Source organism: Bacillus sp. 5w2 (genome assembly GCF_054353775.1).
On the sequence record NZ_JBTIWT010000002.1, the window covers coordinates 437704 to 455173 of the forward strand.

At 35.7% G+C, this 17470-nt stretch carries 20 protein-coding genes, 1 other RNA gene and 1 riboswitch; of the genes, 17 read left to right on the forward strand and 4 right to left on the reverse strand.

Annotated elements, in window-relative coordinates; translation table 11 throughout:
* Both nth and ACXY7N_RS06590 read left to right on the forward strand, forming a co-directional pair.
* Positions 1-648: an endonuclease III gene (gene nth / locus ACXY7N_RS06585; RefSeq protein WP_016088617.1), complete on the forward strand. Its 648-nt coding sequence runs from the start codon at positions 1-3 to the stop codon at positions 646-648.
* Between the two features lie 3 nt (positions 649-651).
* Positions 652-1170: a YpoC family protein gene (locus ACXY7N_RS06590; RefSeq protein ID WP_088083493.1), complete on the forward strand. Its 519-nt coding sequence runs from the start codon at positions 652-654 to the stop codon at positions 1168-1170.
* 23 nt (positions 1171-1193) lie between these two features.
* On the opposite strand, the gene ACXY7N_RS06595 is transcribed toward ACXY7N_RS06590, so the two are convergent.
* Both ACXY7N_RS06595 and recU read right to left on the reverse strand, forming a co-directional pair.
* Positions 1194-3887, reverse strand: coding sequence for a PBP1A family penicillin-binding protein (locus ACXY7N_RS06595; protein WP_088083494.1), 2694 nt, complete (start codon positions 3885-3887; stop codon positions 1194-1196).
* Between the two features lie 65 nt (positions 3888-3952).
* Complete coding sequence (recU, locus tag ACXY7N_RS06600; protein WP_016088614.1) at positions 3953-4555, reverse strand: Holliday junction resolvase RecU; 603 nt, start codon at positions 4553-4555, stop codon at positions 3953-3955.
* Between the two features lie 103 nt (positions 4556-4658).
* Between recU and ACXY7N_RS06605 the strand changes: the two genes are divergently transcribed.
* The gene (locus ACXY7N_RS06605; protein ID WP_016088613.1) at positions 4659-5684 is read left to right on the forward strand and encodes a DUF2515 domain-containing protein; all 1026 of its coding nucleotides are present in this window, start codon (positions 4659-4661) and stop codon (positions 5682-5684) included.
* 309 nt (positions 5685-5993) lie between these two features.
* Here the strand turns inward: ACXY7N_RS06605 and ACXY7N_RS06610 are convergent, their stop codons facing one another.
* Positions 5994-6170: a hypothetical protein gene (locus tag ACXY7N_RS06610; protein ID WP_001982922.1), complete on the reverse strand. Its 177-nt coding sequence runs from the start codon at positions 6168-6170 to the stop codon at positions 5994-5996.
* 85 nt (positions 6171-6255) lie between these two features.
* On the opposite strand from ACXY7N_RS06610, the gene ACXY7N_RS06615 reads away from it, so the two are divergent.
* On the forward strand, positions 6256-6498 hold the full coding sequence (locus tag ACXY7N_RS06615; protein WP_001252039.1) for a hypothetical protein: 243 nt from the start codon (positions 6256-6258) through the stop codon (positions 6496-6498).
* Between the two features lie 15 nt (positions 6499-6513).
* Positions 6514-6858 carry a YppE family protein gene (locus ACXY7N_RS06620; protein WP_016088611.1) on the forward strand — a complete coding sequence of 115 codons (345 nt, stop codon included), beginning with the start codon at positions 6514-6516 and terminating at the stop codon, positions 6856-6858.
* A gap of 27 nt (positions 6859-6885) precedes the next feature.
* Here ACXY7N_RS06620 and ACXY7N_RS06625 read toward each other — a convergent pair whose 3' ends face one another.
* Positions 6886-7077, reverse strand: a complete 192-nt coding sequence (locus tag ACXY7N_RS06625) for a YppF family protein (protein WP_088083495.1) — start codon at positions 7075-7077, stop codon at positions 6886-6888.
* A gap of 176 nt (positions 7078-7253) precedes the next feature.
* Here ACXY7N_RS06625 and ACXY7N_RS06630 point away from each other — a divergent pair, with 176 nt between their 5' ends.
* The 12 genes from ACXY7N_RS06630 (at position 7254) to ACXY7N_RS06685 (ending at position 17468) form a co-directional block, all read left to right on the forward strand.
* Entirely contained in the window at positions 7254-7754 is a 501-nt protein-coding gene (locus ACXY7N_RS06630; protein WP_088083496.1) for a YppG family protein, read from the forward strand.
* A 156-nt stretch (positions 7755-7910) separates the two neighbouring features.
* Complete coding sequence (locus tag ACXY7N_RS06635) at positions 7911-8345, forward strand: CotD family spore coat protein (protein WP_016134022.1); 435 nt, start codon at positions 7911-7913, stop codon at positions 8343-8345.
* Positions 8346-8401: 56 nt separating this feature from the next.
* Positions 8402-8956, forward strand: coding sequence for an SLOG family protein (locus tag ACXY7N_RS06640; protein ID WP_088083498.1), 555 nt, complete (start codon positions 8402-8404; stop codon positions 8954-8956).
* Between the two features lie 97 nt (positions 8957-9053).
* Positions 9054-9389 (forward strand): cell division regulator GpsB, encoded by a 336-nt coding sequence (gene gpsB, locus ACXY7N_RS06645; protein ID WP_000622428.1) that lies wholly within the window; start codon positions 9054-9056, stop codon positions 9387-9389.
* Between the two features lie 87 nt (positions 9390-9476).
* Positions 9477-9867, forward strand: an RNA gene (gene rnpB, locus ACXY7N_RS06650) — RNase P RNA component class B.
* A 180-nt stretch (positions 9868-10047) separates the two neighbouring features.
* Complete coding sequence (locus ACXY7N_RS06655; RefSeq protein WP_000521222.1) at positions 10048-11187, forward strand: THUMP domain-containing class I SAM-dependent RNA methyltransferase; 1140 nt, start codon at positions 10048-10050, stop codon at positions 11185-11187.
* A gap of 61 nt (positions 11188-11248) precedes the next feature.
* Positions 11249-11431, forward strand: coding sequence for a DUF3921 domain-containing protein (locus ACXY7N_RS06660; RefSeq protein WP_000376898.1), 183 nt, complete (start codon positions 11249-11251; stop codon positions 11429-11431).
* A 138-nt stretch (positions 11432-11569) separates the two neighbouring features.
* Complete coding sequence (locus tag ACXY7N_RS06665) at positions 11570-13507, forward strand: ATP-dependent DNA helicase (RefSeq protein WP_016134023.1); 1938 nt, start codon at positions 11570-11572, stop codon at positions 13505-13507.
* A gap of 101 nt (positions 13508-13608) precedes the next feature.
* Complete coding sequence (gene ypwA / locus ACXY7N_RS06670; RefSeq protein ID WP_016134024.1) at positions 13609-15126, forward strand: carboxypeptidase; 1518 nt, start codon at positions 13609-13611, stop codon at positions 15124-15126.
* A 45-nt stretch (positions 15127-15171) separates the two neighbouring features.
* On the forward strand, positions 15172-15645 hold the full coding sequence (locus ACXY7N_RS06675) for a GNAT family N-acetyltransferase (RefSeq protein WP_033659654.1): 474 nt from the start codon (positions 15172-15174) through the stop codon (positions 15643-15645).
* Positions 15646-15803: 158 nt separating this feature from the next.
* Complete coding sequence (locus ACXY7N_RS06680) at positions 15804-16550, forward strand: type I methionyl aminopeptidase (protein WP_431153470.1); 747 nt, start codon at positions 15804-15806, stop codon at positions 16548-16550.
* A 116-nt stretch (positions 16551-16666) separates the two neighbouring features.
* Positions 16667-16768: riboswitch (purine riboswitch) on the forward strand.
* 106 nt (positions 16769-16874) lie between these two features.
* Positions 16875-17468: a xanthine phosphoribosyltransferase gene (locus ACXY7N_RS06685; RefSeq protein WP_000866483.1), complete on the forward strand. Its 594-nt coding sequence runs from the start codon at positions 16875-16877 to the stop codon at positions 17466-17468.
* The last annotated feature ends 2 nt before the right edge of the window (positions 17469-17470 follow it).

The following is a 17470-nucleotide window of genomic DNA, read 5'->3' on the forward strand; positions in this document are numbered from 1 at the left end:
ATGTTAAATAAAACGCAAATTCGCTATTGTTTAGACACAATGGCGGATATGTATCCAGAAGCACATTGTGAATTAATTCATGATAATCCGTTTGAACTAGTAATCGCGGTAGCATTATCTGCACAATGTACAGATGCGCTTGTAAATAAAGTGACGAAAAATTTATTTCAAAAATATAAAACACCAGAAGATTATTTAAGTGTTTCTTTAGAAGAGTTACAACAAGATATACGTTCTATTGGATTGTATAGAAATAAAGCAAAAAATATTCAAAAGTTGTGCCGGATGTTGCTGGATGATTATAACGGAAAAGTTCCAGAAGACCGTGACGAGCTGACGAAATTACCAGGAGTAGGGAGAAAAACAGCAAATGTAGTTGTTTCGGTAGCATTTGGCATTCCGGCAATTGCTGTTGATACGCATGTAGAGAGAGTGAGTAAACGGCTAGCGATTTGTAGATGGAAAGATTCGGTGTTAGAAGTGGAAAAGACTTTAATGAAGAAAATTCCGATGGATGAATGGGGCGTTACACATCACCGTATGATTTTCTTTGGACGTTATCACTGTAAAGCACAGCGACCACAATGCGAAGAGTGCCGCTTACTAGAAGTATGTCGTGAAGGAAAGAAGCGAATGAAGGGGAAATAAAGGATGGAGCGAGTGATAGAAATACCGAAAGAATTTCGGTGCTTACCATTTTTTGAAGAAAGTGTAGATTCGATCGAGTATCATACAGAACAGTCTTTTGAAGAAATAATACAAAATACTTACTTTATATTTGATATTGAAGGACAATATGAGCCGTGGAATGAAATTGAAAATAGTATTCCTGTACTGTTGAATGTATGGAAAAGTAAGCATGAAGACATTGCAACACTATTTCGAAACAGAAAGAAGCAAGAAGCTGAGGGTCCAATGATTCTTTTTGCAGCACATTTGTTATCGATTGTATATTGGCTAAATGAGCAACCTGTTCATTGTTTGAATGAAATGGAAGGTTATACGAATAAATTGGAAGTACAACCAGTTAATTTTATGGAGCGATATTCATTCATTATAAAGAAACCGAATAATTATCATTCATATATTCAGTTAGCGCAGTTGTATATTGAAATAGAAAAGCTATATGTAAAGAAAATGATAACAAAAAAGAAGTCCTTTTCTCGTTAAGAGAAAGGACTTCTTTTTGTGTATTAAGACTCTGTTGCAATAACATTTCCGTCTGCGTGAGGAGTAGTATCTCCTCCAGTATCCTGTTGTTGTTCTTGTTGTTTGTGTTCTTCTTCAGCCTTTTTCTTGGCTTCTTCTTCAGCCTTTTTCTTAGCTTCTTCTTCAGCTTTTTTTCTAGCTTCTTCTTCAGCTTTCTTTTGAGCTTCTTCTTGCTGTTTATGCTGTTGTTCTTGCTGTTTACGCTGTTGTTCTTGTTGCTCTTGTTGTTTACGCTGCTCTTCATCAGCTTTTTTCTTAGATTCTTCTTGTTTTAGTTTATCTTCATTAGCCTTTTTCTGTGCTTCCTCATCAGCTTTTTTCTTAGCTTCTTCGTCAGCCTTCTTCTTAGCCTCATCCTCAGCTTTTTTCGCGTCTGGAGTTCCACCAGGCGCAGTGAAGGATGCACCAACTGCAGGGCTCGTTCCTGTACCTTTTTTCGCTACTACAGAGAAGCTGTAAGTAACGCCTGGTTTAATACCACCAAGAGTAGCTGTCGTACCACTTATTGATAAGCTACCACTCGAACCGTCAGTCGCTTTATAGCTTGCTGCATACGCATCAACTTCTGCTGGTCCAGACCAGTTTAGTGTAACTGTGCTAGCCCCATCGAAAGTAACATTAAGACCACTAGGTGCATCTACTTTAATTTGTTTCACTGCATCTTTCTTAGCACCTTTTACGTACAATTCACCATTTAATTCTTGTACAGAAGAAGGACGTTCAAAACGTGATTTATCTGTAGCGAATTTGCTCATCATTACTTGGAACATTTGTTGCGCAATTCTAGTAGAGCGATCACCAATGTAATTTTCTGGACTATCCTTTTCGTAACCCGTCCAAACAGCCATTGTATATTGCGGTGAATAGCCAGCGAACCAACTATCTCTGTTTGCATCAGCTGGAATACCATATTTTTTTATAACGTCTTCATCAAAGTTTTGTGTTCCTGTTTTACCAGCTACGTCTATACCTGAAACGTATGCTGTAGGACCTGTACCACCAGAACCAGGTCTTACTACGTCACGAAGAACGTCAGTCACCATGTAAGCTGTATAGTCGTGCATTGCACGTTGTTCTTTCGGTTTAAAGTTTTTCTTTTTCCCGTCTGGGAAGATGACTTCTTTTACGAAGTGAGGCTTGTTATACACACCGTCATTACCAAATGCGGCATACGCCCCAGCTACTTGTAATGGAGAACTATCGTTACTACCAATTGCTGTTGATTCATATGTTTTTCCGTCTTTAAATGTCATGCCTAAGCCTTCAGCAAACGCTTGTGACTTAGGAAGGCCAACCGCTTGGGCTGTCTTTAAAGCCGGGATGTTTAATGATTTTTTCAAAGCTTCACGTAGTGAAACGTCACCCTTGTAACTATTTGTTGCATTTCGTATTTTTTTACCATTGGAATACGTATACTCTGAGTCATTTAATTGATGGTATGTAGACCATTGTAAATTCTCAATTGCTGGACCGTAGTCGAAAATTGGTTTCATTGTTGAACCAACTTGGCGTTTTAAATCAATGGCCATATTATGACCTTTGAAAGTAGACTTACTTTCTTTACGCCCAGCTCCAATTGCTCTAACTTCTCCAGACTGTGTATCCATAAATACGAATGATCCTTGGAATTGATCATTCGGATACTTAATAAGGTTCCCATCCATAATTTTATCAGCGTAATCTTGAGCATCTTGATCAAGTGTTGTCTGAATTGTTAAACCGTCTGAACCGATATTTATATCCGGATATTCCTTTTCAACTTCCTTTACAACAGCATCTAAAAATGCTTGATACTTCATTTCAGTTATTTCTGAAGACGGTTGAAGACCCTCTGTTACTGGGATCTTAACGGCGTTATTCATTTCTTCTTTTGTTATATAACCATGTCGATTCATTAATGATAATACGACATTACGACGATTTGTTGCTCGTTCAACATTTTCCTTTTTTGTTGGATCATAAATGTTTGGACCTTGGGGTAAACCAGCGAGCATAGCAGCTTCATGTAATTGCAAGTCTTTTAAATCTTTACCATAATATTTTTGCGCTGCTGTCGCAATACCGTATGAACGGTTACCTAAATTAATCTTATTTAAGTACATTTCTAAAATCTCATGTTTAGAGTATTGTTGCTCTAATTTGTAAGATAAGTACCATTCTTGTACTTTTCTCTTAGCAGTTTTGTCCATCGTTAGAAAATAGTTTTTGACTACTTGTTGTGTAATCGTACTACCACCTTGAGATCCGAATCCTCCAGTGACATTTTCCATAACTGCTTTTGTAGTTCGTTTAAAATCAATTCCATTATGATCATAGAAACGTGAATCCTCAGTTGCAAGGAATGCATTTTCAACTACTTTTGGAATTTGATCATAAGTGACGTGGGTTCGTTTTTCAGCACCGTATTCATAGAAAAAGTTCCCATTCTTATCAAGAAACTTTGTTGATAAAGGATTGACAAGTTTTGATTTGTCTAATTTTGGAGCATCCTTCACCATAACAAAGAAAGCGGAAACGCCAGCTACAAGACCAACGATACCAAGAAGTAGACAACCTATAAGGAATTTTTTAAAAAAGGAGCCTTTTTTCTTTGGTTTTTTTTCTTTATTTGTTTCTTGCTTTTGCTTTTGATTTTTTACATGATTTCGTTCTGTACGAGAACGATAATTATCTGACATTATACTTTCTCCTACCTTTCATTCTCTCCCCAAAAGTCGAAAAAAGAGCCTTAGTGATGACTCTATCACGAAAAATAAACCGTGTCTAGTACACGGATATAATCAATCCGAGGGTGATAACCGCATGATAATAAAGATCCATGCTCTTCTATTTCTTCTTTCGTAATCGATTTCCGTCCACCAGTATTTTGTCGATTCCAAAATGCAATAATATGTTTTGCATCTAATAAATAAAGTTCATCAAAAAGTGTAAATTTAATAATAACAAATGCAATTCCATTATGAGCGATTACTTGCTTCATATGTTCAATTTGATGAAGGTGGAAGTTTTGAAGTGGAAAGCTGGTTTTATTTTTTGTTTCTTTTGCTTCAAAATCGATGTATTTCCCTTTATATACACCGTTGTAATCTGTTGTAGAAGGTTGTTTAAAATACGCTTCTTTTACCACTGCAGCACTTCGAGCGGGGTAATCTACTTTTACAATTTGAAGAGGTGTAGGTTTTTTATGTACACATGCAATATTATGGGTTAAGTAATATTCATTTGTTTCATTCAATTCCTCTTCAAGGGACATACCTCTATTACTATAAGTATGCTTTTTAATTGGTGTTTTTTGAGGTTGTGAAGCTTGATTGTACCGTTTTCCATTTGGGTAACGAATGGTCATAGTGTGTCCACTCCCAACTTGCTAAGAATTACTTACAAAGGTGATTATAACAAAAAATGAAAAAAGATGTGACCTTTTTGAAGAAAGGTATGATGACTTATTCATGTTTACATGGAATGATTATGAAAAAATTACACAAAATCGTAAAAATATGATTTGTACAGAAGAAGAAAAAACAATCGTTTCCAACATTAAGAGGGAAATGGAAATAGCTAATATGGACAACGTTTCTCGTACACAGTCTTATCAAGAATATTATGTAAGAAATAGTGAAATTAGGTGGGCTTTTTTAGCGAGTATGGTTTCGAGAAATGCGGGATGGAATATGACTGATTTAAAGGGGAGGTATTATGCTACTGTTTTACCTCAAACAGTAAAACAACATTTATTTTTGACGTATGAAGAAGCTAATTGGATTATTTTTTTAGATGCATTTCCTCAGCTGTTGTTATACGAAGAAAGTAAGAGGAGGCAGATACCACTATTCTATTTGTTACAATATTTCAACGTATCAATTTTTATGGAAAAAGAATGGATATATTTTTGGGAGAAAAAAGATATAAATAGGCTCATGACAGCGCTTATTATAAATGAGCAAAATAAAATTCAAAAACCAATTATTGAGAATACATATTTTAAAAAACATGTATTCCAAACGGCACTTTTTAAATTACAAGAAATGCTTCATATTAGTGCCGTTATTTTTCCAACCGTTGAAGGGAATATGTATGGTTTTTCCGTTTATCAATTTGAAACGTTACAAAAGCGTATAGAGTTAGGGAAGAAATTAGCGGAGTTACTGTTTCATCCAAATTATAAAAGTTTATTCCATAGGTTTGCATTGCAAACTATACACACAGGATCAAGGGAAGATTATGAACATTATGTAAGAGAAGCTAGAAAATCTTGTACGCCAGCCCTTAGAGAGGTTTATCCTGTTGTTGCACATAAGGAAATAAGTATGAGAGATTGGTTTTGTAGGGATACGGAAATAAATGAGCTGTTTTTACTGAAAAAGTATAAGGGTGAAGTTGATATAACAGAATGGTATAAAAGAAAGAGGGAGCAAATCTACGCTGCTTCTATCGTAAATCGTTTTGTTAAAAGGATAGATGAGTTCGTGATATAATAAAAAAGAAGTCCCGTCTTCATAAATGAAGACGGGACTTCTTAATGTGAAGTAATTCTGCCATGTGTGCGAAAAATTCAATCTCAAAACTTAATGAATATAAGAGATTAAGGATGCTTCAGAAATGAGCATTTTGTAAAAGTACTAAAATTGCATTTTATCCCGCATTAACGGGCAGAAGACCCCGTCTCAAAATTCAGCGAAAGTAAAGAATTTTGAGACGGGGGTCGGGCTGCCCGTAAAAGCCCGATTGGTGAAGGCTAATAATCAGTGGTGGATGAACAAAACCCCACTGATTAAAGTTTCACTTTATGTAGCAGGGAAGTTTGGACCATCTAACTTTGGATTGCCAGTCTCGGGTTTATTTTGTTTGTTTTGTTTTTTCTTTTTTTCGTTTTTATTCTTTGCCATTTTCATACACCTCCTTTTTGTATTGTTACCATTTCTATAAATCACATACAAAATGATTTCTTTGACGAATAACAACTAGTTTTGTCATGTGGGCAGGAGTGAGAAATCATTCGGCGAAATTACATGACAAAGGAAAAGCAAAGAAGGAGGCGTTTTGTATATGGCGATGGTTCAGAAGGAAGATGTAATGAAAACAATGGATCAAATGTTAAGTTCTCTCGATTTGCTGGAAATGAATATAGGGATTAGAATGAATCATGCATTGAAGGATAAGAGTGAAAAAATATGTAATAAGATAGAAATAACAGAAATGCATATTGAGCATATGGAAAATAAATTAGTGCATCACGAAGAAAAAGGGAATTGGGTGAAGGCATTTCAAAACGTCGTAGTGAGTGCATAATAAGGTGGGAATAAAATGAAGTATGAAGCATTAATACAATCTTCGGAAAAACTTATGCAGTATAATAATGAAGCAAATGTGAAAAAAAGAGAAATGATTGAATACGATTTTTATAAGGATATGAAACCATTTGTAGATATGGTAGATGAGGAATTAAAAGTGTGGAAAGAATTAGCTTATAAATGGATTAAGGAAGAAAACCCGAAGTATATACATGTACAGCAAATTGATCAAGTGTACGATAATTTACAAACAAATGTATTGCAATGTTTTGTAAATAAAGGCAAAGGTAAGCGATTCTTTGAAACACACCAAGCCATTTCGTATACTTTGCAAAATATAATTGAGCAATGTAAGTAACAAGAGGGGAAACCCTCTTGTTTTTTTTTATGCTTCTGTCATTGTTGAAGGTTTTGTTGCACCGTTTATTTCTAATTCTTTTATTAATATTCGGTAATCTGAAATGCCTATTTTTCCTTCGAGATACCAATGTCTCGCAAAGTCTAACAATTCATTTACATTTTCTGTGTAATACCCCTTTTTTTGAGAAAACGCTTGTTTTAAATCCCCTAATACCATGTTGATTCCTCCCCATGAGAATCTTCTTCTTCATTATCATAGCATGGAAGGGTTTTCTTTTTTAATTTTTTAAAAATTTAAACTTCCGACAAAAATAGACAGATACTCCGTCACACATATTATTTTACTGGTACATATTATATATGTAGAAACTTATGTGAAGGAGGAGAGAATGCATGTTTCAACAATCAAACGTATATCAGCAAACTAATCCATATACACAGCAAAATATGTACCAGTATAATACGGATACATATTTACGGTATAATATGTATCCTTTCGAGCCTCATTATGGAAATCAAAATTATTACCAGCCATTTGAAGTGTCGTTTATGAATCAACAACAACAGCAACAACCTTATATGAATCAACAACAGCAGCCCTATATGGATCAACAACAGCAACCCTATATGAATTCACAATACTATATGCCACCACCATCTCCCTATGGAAATCAACAAGCGATGTTTTATCCACCAAAACAACCGTACCCGACGCAGAATAAACAAAAACAACAACAGCAACCGAGTCAATTTTCTAGTTTTGTTTCCCAATTTAAAAACTCAGATGGTAACTATGATGTAAATAAAATGATGAATACAGCTGGACAAATGATGAATGCGATGAACCAAGTGACAGGTATTGTAAAGCAAGTTGGAGGTTTTTTTGGTAAGTAATCATAGGGGGTTGTCTATAAAAAGCATTACGTATAAAGCAGAAGGCTAGACAAATTTCCTTTTAATAAATGGGTATATATAACAAACGGCTTTCCCTCTTTTCTCATATTGTAAAGTGTAGTCAGATTTTTTTAACGAGAGAGGAGAGAAAAAACTATGCATCATTGTCATCCTTGTTTTGGAGGGCATAAGCCTGTAGGACCTATCTGTACAACTGCTCCTGTCATTCATCCGACGAAACAGTGTGTAACACATTCTTTTTCAACAACGGTGGTGCCACACATTTTCCCAACACATACAACACATGTACATCATCAACAAATTAAAAACCAAAACTTCTTCCCACAAACAAACTCAAATGTAAATGTTGTAGATCCAGTTGACCCAGGATTTGGCGGCGGATGTGGACCATGTGGTCATGGACATCATGGACATCATGGACATTTTGGACATCAAGTATCTCCATTTGGACCAGGACCAAACGTGTCACCATTTGGACCAGGACCAAATGTATCACCATTTTTACCAAACAATGTATCACCAGTAGGTCCGAATATTGGACCAAACGTTGGTGGAATATTTAAAAAGTAAATGATATGTTAGAACTAGCGAAATGCTAGTTCTTTTTTTGTAGTTGAGGTGTAGATATGAAAGTTGTTGCTGTAACAGGATATAAGCCATTTGAACTTGGCATATTTAAAAATGATCATCCAGGAGTAGAATGTATAAAAAAGGCGCTGCGTCGTAAATTAACTGCTTTTGTAGAAGATGGTTTGGAGTGGGTGATTATAAGCGGCCAGTTAGGAGTCGAATTATGGGCTGCTGAAGTTGTTTTTGAGATTCAAGTAGAATATCCAGATTTAAAATTAGCGGTATTTACTCCTTTTTTAGAACAAGAAGAAAATTGGAAGGAAGATAACCGTGAATATTACGAATTTATTCTTTCGCAAGCAGATCACATTGATAGTATTACGAAACGGAAGTATGAAAGTCCAGAGCAATTTAAATTAAAGAATCAATTTTTTATTGAAAAAAGCGATGCACTTTTAGCTGTATATGATGAAGAAAAGCCTGGAAGCCCTAAATATATTGTAGAAGTAGCTAAGAAAAAAGGAGAAATAGAAAATTATCACAGTTATTTCATTCTTTTTTCTGATTTACAAGATATAATGGAAGAGGAACAGTGGAATAATGCAGAGTAATATGTAATATAGTACTCGTATATTTGATTGACAAAAAGCATTGTTTCTGAAAAAATTTAGTTAATGAAAGCTTTGGCAAAAATTTGAGGTGAAGAAAATGATTTCGGATAAAATTAAATTAACAGCGAAAGATATTTTAGAAAAAGAATTTAAAACAGGTATGAGAGGTTATCAACAAGAAGAAGTAGATAAGTTTCTTGATATGATTATTAAAGATTATGAAGCCTTTCATAAGGAATTTGATCAATTAAAACAACAAAATGTTCGTTTGAAACGTGAATTAGAAGAACAGAAAGTAGCGGCAACACAAGTTCCGCAACAACCGGTACAAACACCAGTTGCACAACCTGTATATAACAACACGAATACGGACATTTTAAAACGTCTATCTAATTTAGAAAAAGCTGTATTTGGAAGTAAGTTATACGAATAATTTCTGGTGGTAAAAAGGTTAAAGCATTTTACATAGAAAAAAACATTGCAAAATCTTTTTGTTTCCACTATACTAATGGATGTCATAACGTTTGGGTAATCGCTGCAACGCCAACGTTGTAGAGGAAAGTCCATGCTCGCACGGCCTGAGATGGCTGTAGTGTTCGTGCCTAGCCAATTCATAAGCTAGGGTATTCTGGCTGTAAGGCTGGTTTAACGGCAGGGAAAAAACCTAAGTCCTTTCGGATATGGTTTAACTACCTTTAAAGTGCCACAGTGACGAAGTCCTTGAAGAAATGATAGGAGTGGAACGAGGTAAACCCCACGAGCGAGAAACCCAAATAATGGTAGGGGAATCTTTTCCAAGGAAATGAACGATGGGAAAGGACAGGTTGTATAACCTGTAGATAGATGATTGCCACCGGAGTACGAGGCGTGGGCCGTTTGCAGTACAAAGGAACAGAACATGGCTTACAGAACGTTATGAACCAACTATGAAATAACTCAGCTCTCCTTTGTTAGAGGAGGGCTTTTTATTTGTATGAAGTTATAAATTATGAGTTAAAATGGTTAATGAGAAAATTCTTCGTAAAATGTAATAATTAATAGGACAAATTGCTGTTAATTATTGTTTGACTATACATAAGAGGTGAATGCAAATGGGAAAAGTTACTTTAATCGCAACAGCGGCCATGGGTATTGAAGCATTAGTTGCTCGAGAAGTTCGTGATCTTGGTTATGAATGCCAAGTGGAAAACAGCAAAGTAACATTTGAAGCAGATGAAAAGGCGATTTGTCGCACGAACTTATGGTTACGTACTGCGGACCGTGTGAAAATTAAAGTTGGCGAATTCAAAGCGACAACATTTGATGAGCTGTTTGAGAAAACGAAAGCATTAAACTGGGGAGACTATATTCCAGAGAATGGAGAGTTCCCTGTAATCGGTAAATCATTAAAATCTGAGTTGTTCAGTGTTTCGGATTGCCAACGTATCGTGAAAAAAGCTGTCGTTGAAAAATTAAAAACAACATATAAACGTACAACTTGGTTTGAAGAAGATGGTCCGTTATTCCGTATTGAGATTGCAATGCTCAAGGATATTGCAACATTAACAATTGATGCGAGTGGTGTTGGGCTTCATAAACGTGGATACCGCATGGATCAAGGGGAAGCTCCTTTAAAAGAAACATTAGCTGCGTCTTTAATTAAATTAACAAACTGGAAGCCAGATCGTCCTTTCGTGGATCCTTTCTGTGGATCAGGTACAATTCCGATTGAAGCAGCATTAATAGGACAAAATATCGCACCAGGATTTAACCGTGGCTTCGCATCAGATGAGTGGGGCTGGATCGGTAAACAAAACTGGCGTGAAGCTCGTCAAGAAGCTGAAGATTTAGCGAACTATAATCAACCACTGCAAATCATCGGATCAGATATTGATCATCGTATGATTCGAGTTGCTCAAGATAATGCAGAAGAAGTAGGTTTAGGTGATTTAATTACATTTAAACAAATGCAAGTAAAAGATTTCACGACAAAAGAGGATTATGGCTATGTTGTAACGAATCCTCCATACGGAGAACGTTTAAGTGAAAAAGCGCTTGTTGAACAATTGTACAAAGAAATGGGACAAGTATTCCGTCCATTAGACACATGGTCAGCGTATGTATTAACAAGTTACGAAGCATTTGAGAAGTGCTACGGAAAAGATGCATCAAAGAAACGTAAACTGTTTAACGGATTTATCCGTACAGATTACTACCAATACTTCGGAAAACGTCCACCGCGTAATTCATAGTATAAAACTCCTCCAGCGCGCATATACTGGCTATTATGTAATGCGTAAAGGAGGAACTGATATGGATAGTTTCCAATTATCAATGATTCAAAAAGCTATTCACCGTACGTATGATGAGCTCGGGAAAGAAGTGGATAGTCAAGGTGTGATTGTAGATGAAATACAAAAAGCACAAGAAGAATATTTGTCAGCTCTTTCACATGAAACAGCGATTGATAAACGGTATTTAAAGTCATTAATATAGAAGAAAATTTTCCTTTTTCGAAAGGAAAATTTTTTTTCGTGTATTTCTATGTATGGCAACAGGGGAAAGTGGCTGCACACATATGAGTAGCAGTTACTATATCTTTTTATAGAAAAACTTTTTGGTTGGAGGCTAAGGATGTTTACTGAGAAGAGATTACCATTTGAAGTAGGAAAACAAGATAATTTTTATGATAAGTTGAATGAATGGATTGGAGATGTATTTTACGACATCCTTCCGGAAAAAGGCTTTGAAGAGCGTGATGAACAAATTTTTATGGCGTTTCAATTAGAGCGTGCTTTCCAAGAAAAGAAAGTAATGTTCGCAGAAGCGGGTGTAGGAACAGGGAAAACAATTGTATATCTTCTATATGCAATTTGCTATGCACGTTATACTGGAAAACCAGCTATTATCGCTTGTGCTGATGAAACGTTAATTGAGCAGCTTGTGAAAGAAGAAGGGGACATTGCTAAATTATCTGAAGCATTAGGTTTAGCAGTCGATGTAAGACTTGCGAAATCAATGGATAATTATTTATGTTTACGTAAGCTTGAAGATGTTATGAGTGGACGAGCTCCAGAAGTAATTGAGGATGTATATTATGAATTACCGCAGTTTGTATTTGATCATGGTACGATGCAAAACTTTACTCACTACGGTGACAGAAAAGAATTTCCGCTTTTAAATGATGAGGAATGGTCAAAAGTAAATTGGGATTACTTCCAAGATTGCTTCACTTGTGATTCTCGTCATCGTTGTGGTCAAACGCTTTCTCGCGAGCATTATCGTAAAGCAGCAGATTTAATTATTTGTTCTCAAGATTTCTATATGGATCATATTTGGACGTACGATGCTCGTAAGCGTGAAGGACAAATTCCGTTATTACCAGAAAGTAGCTGCGTTGTATTCGATGAAGGTCATCTTGTAGAATACGCAGCTCAAAAAGCTTTAACGTATCGTTTAAAGCAAACGATGATGGAGCAACTGTTAACAAGATTGTTGCAAAACGATATTCGTGAAGAGTTCGCACATTTAGTAGAAGAAACAATTTGGCAAACAGAGCGATTCTTTGATGTTTTACAAGAACATAAAAAGGAAATCGCCGGTTCTGATCGTTTAGAAATTACTGTGACAGAAAAAGTAACAGCTGAAGCGAAGCGACTTTATGCGAAAATTGGTGAAGTCGGTGATGCATTAGTATTTGAAAGTGAAATGCATACAGTAAACACGTATGACTTAAATATCGTTGATGAACATTTAGATGTGTTAGAACATTCACTTCGTCTGTTCATGCACGAGAAAAATGTAATTACGTGGGGTGAAGAAGGTGATGGAGCCTTCACGTTAGTGATCATGCCACGTGCAGTTGAAGAAGTGTTACAAGAGAAAGTATTCTCGAAGAAAATCCCGTATATTTTCTCTTCTGCTACGCTATCTAATAACGATTCATTCGCATTTACAGCAAATAGCCTAGGGGTAAAAGATTACTTATCATTCTCAGTTGCCTCACCGTTTGATTATGAAGAGCAAATGGCAGTAAACTTACTATCACATACGAAAGAAAATGAATGGGAAAGAAAGTGTCAATATACACTTGAAAATATACAGAAAACAAATGGACGTACGCTTGTATTATTCCGTACAACGCAAGAGCTTGCAGCGTTTAAAGAATATGTAAGTAAAGAGCAAATGTCAGTTCCGTTCTTATATGAAGGGGATCAAGAAATTAGTCAGCTCGTTTCTCGTTTCCAAAATGAAGAAGAGACTGTGCTTTGTGCCGTACATTTATGGGAAGGTTTAGATATTCCTGGTTCATCATTATCACATGTTATTATTTGGTCATTACCATTCCCTCCAAACGATCCTGTGTTTGAAGCAAAGCGTAAACATGTAAATGACCCATTCTGGGATGTAGATGTACCATATATGATTTTACGTCTTCGTCAAGGGATTGGCCGTTTAATTCGTACGAGCGACGATAAAGGTGCTATATCGATCTTCTTATCTGATACAGAAGATAAGAAAGTGGTAGAAGCGGTGAAAAACGTACTACCAGTAGAAGGTAAAGAATTATAAGGAGAAAGCTTGGCGCTTGCCAAGCTTTTTTTCTATTATAAAAGGAATTTAGATTTCCATGTCGAATTAAGTTTGAGGTAGAAAAGGGAGGTTTTTATACGATGACAGTAGCTACATATGAAGTAGAAAAACAATTTTTAACATATGTGAAGAAAATACAGAATTACGGAGAAGCATTAAGCTTAATGTTTTGGGACTTGAGAACAGGTGCGCCTAAAAAGGGTGTAGACCAGCGTTCGGAAGTAATTGGTATGCTTTCATCAGAAGTGTTTGCCATGTCGACTTCAGATGAGATGGGGAACTATTTAACAGAGCTTGAAGCTTTAATAAGTGAAGATAAACTATCTGAAACGACGAAGAAAATGGTTGAAGAGTGTCGTAAAGAATATGATAGAAATAAGAAAATTCCACAAGCGGAATACGAGGCATATGTGAAATTAGAAGCGAAAGCAGAAAGTGTGTGGGAAGAAGCTCGCGAAAAATCTGATTTCGAAATGTTCCGTCCATACTTAGAAAAAATTGTTGAATTCAAAAAGAAATTTATTACATATTGGGGTTACGAAACATATAAATATAATACATTATTAGATATGTATGAGCCAGGTATTACAGTAGAAGTGTTAGATCACGTATTTGGTCAACTTCGTGAACGTATCGTTCCGCTCGTAAAAGAAATATCGGAGTCACAAAAGAGATTAAAGACAAGTGCTTTATCAGAACATTTTTCAAAAGAAAAACAAAAAAACTTTACATTAGAGCTATTAAAGCAATTGAATTATGACTTTGAAGCAGGTCGTCTTGATGAAACGGTACATCCATTCGAGATTACATTAAATAGAGGGGATGTTCGTATTACGACACGCTATGATGAAAAAGATTTCCGCATGGCTGTGTTTGGAACAATTCATGAATGTGGTCATGCAGTATACGAACAAAATATTGCAGAAAAATTTGAAGGTACACCGCTATGTAGTGGAACATCTATGGGTATTCATGAGTCACAATCACTATTCTTTGAGAACTTTATCGGTCGTAATAAATCATTCTGGAAGAAAAATTATGATTTATTAAAAGAGTATAGCGATGGTCAATTCAATGATATATCAGTAGATGAGTTTTATGATGCGATTAACGAATCGAAGCCATCGTTTATTCGTATAGAAGCAGATGAGCTTACATATCCGCTTCACGTCATGGTTCGTTATGAACTTGAGAAAGAATTATTTGATGGTACATTACAAGTGAAGGATTTACCAACGGCTTGGAATGATAAGATGAAAGCATATTTAGGAATTCGTCCGGAAAACGATGCACAAGGTGTATTGCAAGATGTCCATTGGGCTGGTGGTTCATTTGGATACTTCCCATCTTATGCGCTTGGTTACATGTATGCAGCGCAATTTAAGCAAAGAATGTTAAATGACATTCCAAACTTTGATGCATTATTAGAAGAAGGAAACGTAACGCCAATTCGCGAATGGTTAACAGAAAATATTCACCAATACGGTAAAACGAAAAAGCCACTGGAAATTTTAGAAGATGTGACAGGCGAAGGATTAAACGCAAACTACTTAGCAGATTATTTAGAAGCGAAGTATAAAGAAATCTATGAGTTATAAAAAAGAGCTGCTTAATTGCAGCTCTTTTTTAAAGGGGATGGGAGAATGGATTATACATATACAGTAATGAGGCAAGAAGAAGCAGAAGAAATTGCATATAACTGGCATTATGAAGGGAGATATTCCTTTTACGATATAGGGGCAGATGAAGAAGATTTAGCTGAGTTTTTACATGATGAGAGTAGAGGAGATCATGCATTTTCTGTGAAGGAAAATGGCACTCTTATTGGGTTCTTTACTGTTTGTAAAATAAATAATGGAACGGTTGATATAGGTCTTGGAATGAGACCTGATATAACCGGAAATGGATTTGGTTTACAGTTCGTAAACGCCGGACTAGCTTTTAGTAAAGAAAAATACGGGTGCAATGATATAACACTATCAGTAGCGACATTTAATAAAAGAGCAATTAAAGTGTATAAAAGAGCAGGATTTGAAGCAATTGGAACATATATACAGAAAACAAATGGTAGTTGTTTTGAGTTTTTGAAAATGAATTATATATGTAAAAATGATTAAGAAACAGAGGGGAGCTTCTGTTTTTTTTTTTATTTTGATTTAGAAATATAGGATACATATTTTTGTACTTGTTGTAATTGGGAGTTTTGAAATTTTGACAGAGGATGTGTATGATTGAACTTTAGTAGCAAATAGCAGGTTTAGCAAGGAGAGGTAGAATGATTACAATTAAAACGAAAAATGAAATAGATTTGATGCACGAATCTGGAAAATTACTTGCTTCATGTCATAGAGAAATTGCGAAAATGATAAAGCCAGGTATTACGACAAAAGAAATTGATACGTTTGTTGAAGCATATTTAGAAAAGCATGGTGCAAGATCTGAACAGAAAGGTTATAACGGATATCCATACGCAATCTGCGCATCTGTAAACGGTGAAATGTGTCACGGTTTCCCTAGTGATGCACCTTTACAGGAAGGAGATATTGTGAAAATCGACATGGTAGTAAACTTAAAAGGTGGTCTCTCAGATTCTGCATGGACGTATATAGTTGGAAGTGTTTCTGATGAAGCGAAAAGGTTATTGTTAGCAGCTGAGAATGCTTTATATAAAGGAATTGATCAGGCGATAATCGGTAATCATGTAGGAGACATTGGCTATGCAATTGAAAGTTATGTAGCAAATGAAGGTTTTTCTGTCGCAAGAGACTTTACGGGGCACGGGATTGGGAAAGAGATTCATGAAGAACCAGCGATTTTTCATTTTGGCAAACAAGGACAAGGTCCAGAATTACAGGAAGGAATGGTAATTACGATTGAGCCAATTGTAAATGTAGGTATGCGATATTCTAAAGTAGATTTAAATGGATGGACTGCGAGAACGATGGACGGGAAATTATCAGCTCAATATGAGCATACAATTGCGATTACAAAAGAGGGGCCGATTATTTTAACGACGCTTTGAAATGTTATGTAAGAGTTTACAAAACTCGAACGAAAACAGTGGTTTTTAAAATTTTGTACGTGTTTTTTTGATAAATGCTTTTCAAAGTATAAAAAGTGCGTTATAATCCTTCTATAAAATAAATAGTTAGCTACACTCATATAATCGCGGGGATATGGCCTGCAAGTTTCTACCGAAGTACCGTAAATACTTTGACTATGAGTGAGGACGAATATATTTGCTTGTTTAGCATTCTTTTTTGCGAAACTCCAAAAGCGCGTCTCTCACTTGTAACGAGTGGTGGCGGCTTTTGGAGTTTTTTATTGCATAAGAGGGGGAACAAACATGAAAGTATTACAAGAAAAGATTTTGAACGAAGGAAAGGTTTTATCTGGTGACGTATTAAAGGTAGATGCATTTTTGAATCATCAAATTGACCCAGTACTTATGCAAGAGATCGGAAAAGAATTTGCTAAACGTTTTAAAGAAGAGAACATTACAAAAATCGTAACGATTGAATCTTCAGGCATTGCACCGGCAGTTATGGCTGCATTAGAGCTTGGTGTAAAAGTAATCTTTGCAAGAAAACGTAAATCGTTAACGTTACAAGATAATATGTACGTTGCAAACGTATATTCATTTACGAAACAAGAAACGAATGAAATTTCATTATCTCGAAATCATATCGATGAAAATGACCGTGTTTTAATTATTGATGACTTTTTAGCAAACGGTCAGGCTGCTTTAGGTTTAATGAGTTTAGTAGAGCAAGCTGGAGCGAGTATTGCAGGAATTGGTATTGTTATTGAAAAAGCATTTCAAGATGGAGGAAAGAAGCTTCGTGAACAAGGAGTTCGTGTTGAGTCACTAGCAGAAATTGCATCACTTGATAACGGCACAGTTACATTTGTACAGCAAGAAACTGCGGAGGTGAAATAAAC

Coding starts and splice junctions, on each gene's coding strand:
- nth (WP_016088617.1), top strand. CDS start 1: ATGTTAAATAAAACGCAAATTCGCTATTGTTTAGACACAATGGCGGAT.
- ACXY7N_RS06590 (WP_088083493.1), top strand. CDS start 652: ATGGAGCGAGTGATAGAAATACCGAAAGAATTTCGGTGCTTACCATTT.
- ACXY7N_RS06595 (WP_088083494.1), bottom strand. CDS start 3,887: ATGTCAGATAATTATCGTTCTCGTACAGAACGAAATCATGTAAAAAAT.
- recU (WP_016088614.1), bottom strand. CDS start 4,555: ATGACCATTCGTTACCCAAATGGAAAACGGTACAATCAAGCTTCACAA.
- ACXY7N_RS06605 (WP_016088613.1), top strand. CDS start 4,659: ATGTTTACATGGAATGATTATGAAAAAATTACACAAAATCGTAAAAAT.
- ACXY7N_RS06615 (WP_001252039.1), top strand. CDS start 6,256: ATGGCGATGGTTCAGAAGGAAGATGTAATGAAAACAATGGATCAAATG.
- ACXY7N_RS06620 (WP_016088611.1), top strand. CDS start 6,514: ATGAAGTATGAAGCATTAATACAATCTTCGGAAAAACTTATGCAGTAT.
- ACXY7N_RS06625 (WP_088083495.1), bottom strand. CDS start 7,077: ATGGTATTAGGGGATTTAAAACAAGCGTTTTCTCAAAAAAAGGGGTAT.
- ACXY7N_RS06630 (WP_088083496.1), top strand. CDS start 7,254: ATGTTTCAACAATCAAACGTATATCAGCAAACTAATCCATATACACAG.
- ACXY7N_RS06635 (WP_016134022.1), top strand. CDS start 7,911: ATGCATCATTGTCATCCTTGTTTTGGAGGGCATAAGCCTGTAGGACCT.
- ACXY7N_RS06640 (WP_088083498.1), top strand. CDS start 8,402: ATGAAAGTTGTTGCTGTAACAGGATATAAGCCATTTGAACTTGGCATA.
- gpsB (WP_000622428.1), top strand. CDS start 9,054: ATGATTTCGGATAAAATTAAATTAACAGCGAAAGATATTTTAGAAAAA.
- ACXY7N_RS06655 (WP_000521222.1), top strand. CDS start 10,048: ATGGGAAAAGTTACTTTAATCGCAACAGCGGCCATGGGTATTGAAGCA.
- ACXY7N_RS06660 (WP_000376898.1), top strand. CDS start 11,249: ATGGATAGTTTCCAATTATCAATGATTCAAAAAGCTATTCACCGTACG.
- ACXY7N_RS06665 (WP_016134023.1), top strand. CDS start 11,570: ATGTTTACTGAGAAGAGATTACCATTTGAAGTAGGAAAACAAGATAAT.
- ypwA (WP_016134024.1), top strand. CDS start 13,609: ATGACAGTAGCTACATATGAAGTAGAAAAACAATTTTTAACATATGTG.
- ACXY7N_RS06675 (WP_033659654.1), top strand. CDS start 15,172: ATGGATTATACATATACAGTAATGAGGCAAGAAGAAGCAGAAGAAATT.
- ACXY7N_RS06680 (WP_431153470.1), top strand. CDS start 15,804: ATGATTACAATTAAAACGAAAAATGAAATAGATTTGATGCACGAATCT.
- ACXY7N_RS06685 (WP_000866483.1), top strand. CDS start 16,875: ATGAAAGTATTACAAGAAAAGATTTTGAACGAAGGAAAGGTTTTATCT.